This is a genomic window from Blautia schinkii (assembly GCF_013304825.1).
Classification (GTDB): Bacteria; Bacillota; Clostridia; order Lachnospirales; family Lachnospiraceae; genus Blautia_A; species Blautia_A schinkii_B.
Genome location: NZ_JAAWUO010000056.1, coordinates 1 through 329, shown reverse-complemented (window position 1 = coordinate 329; position 329 = coordinate 1). Strand labels below are relative to the sequence as shown.

The window sequence follows — 329 nt, the reverse complement described above, 5'->3', positions numbered from 1 at the left end:
TTCGCTCCACATCACGTCTTCCCATTGCATGGCGGATTTTCCTACCATACTGGTACCTCGCTTGTACCGGACTTTCCATTCCCGGCTCCCGCTCTCCTTACGTGTCCCCACAGTTCTGTTATACTGCAGTACAGGAATATCAACCTGTTGTCCATCGGCTACGGCTCCCGCCCTCACCTTAGGTCCCGACTCACCCAGGGCAGATCAGCTTTACCCTGGAAACCTTGGATATTCGGCCTAGAGGATTCCCACCTCTATCTCGCTACTCATTCCGGCATTCTCTCTTCTATACAGTCCACAGCTCCTTACGGTACTGCTTCTTCCCATAT

The 329-nt window shown here is 52.6% G+C and carries 1 rRNA gene; it reads right to left on the bottom strand.

The window, feature by feature from the left end:
- Positions 1-329, bottom strand: a 23S ribosomal RNA gene (locus HFM85_RS16045); the annotation flags it as partial.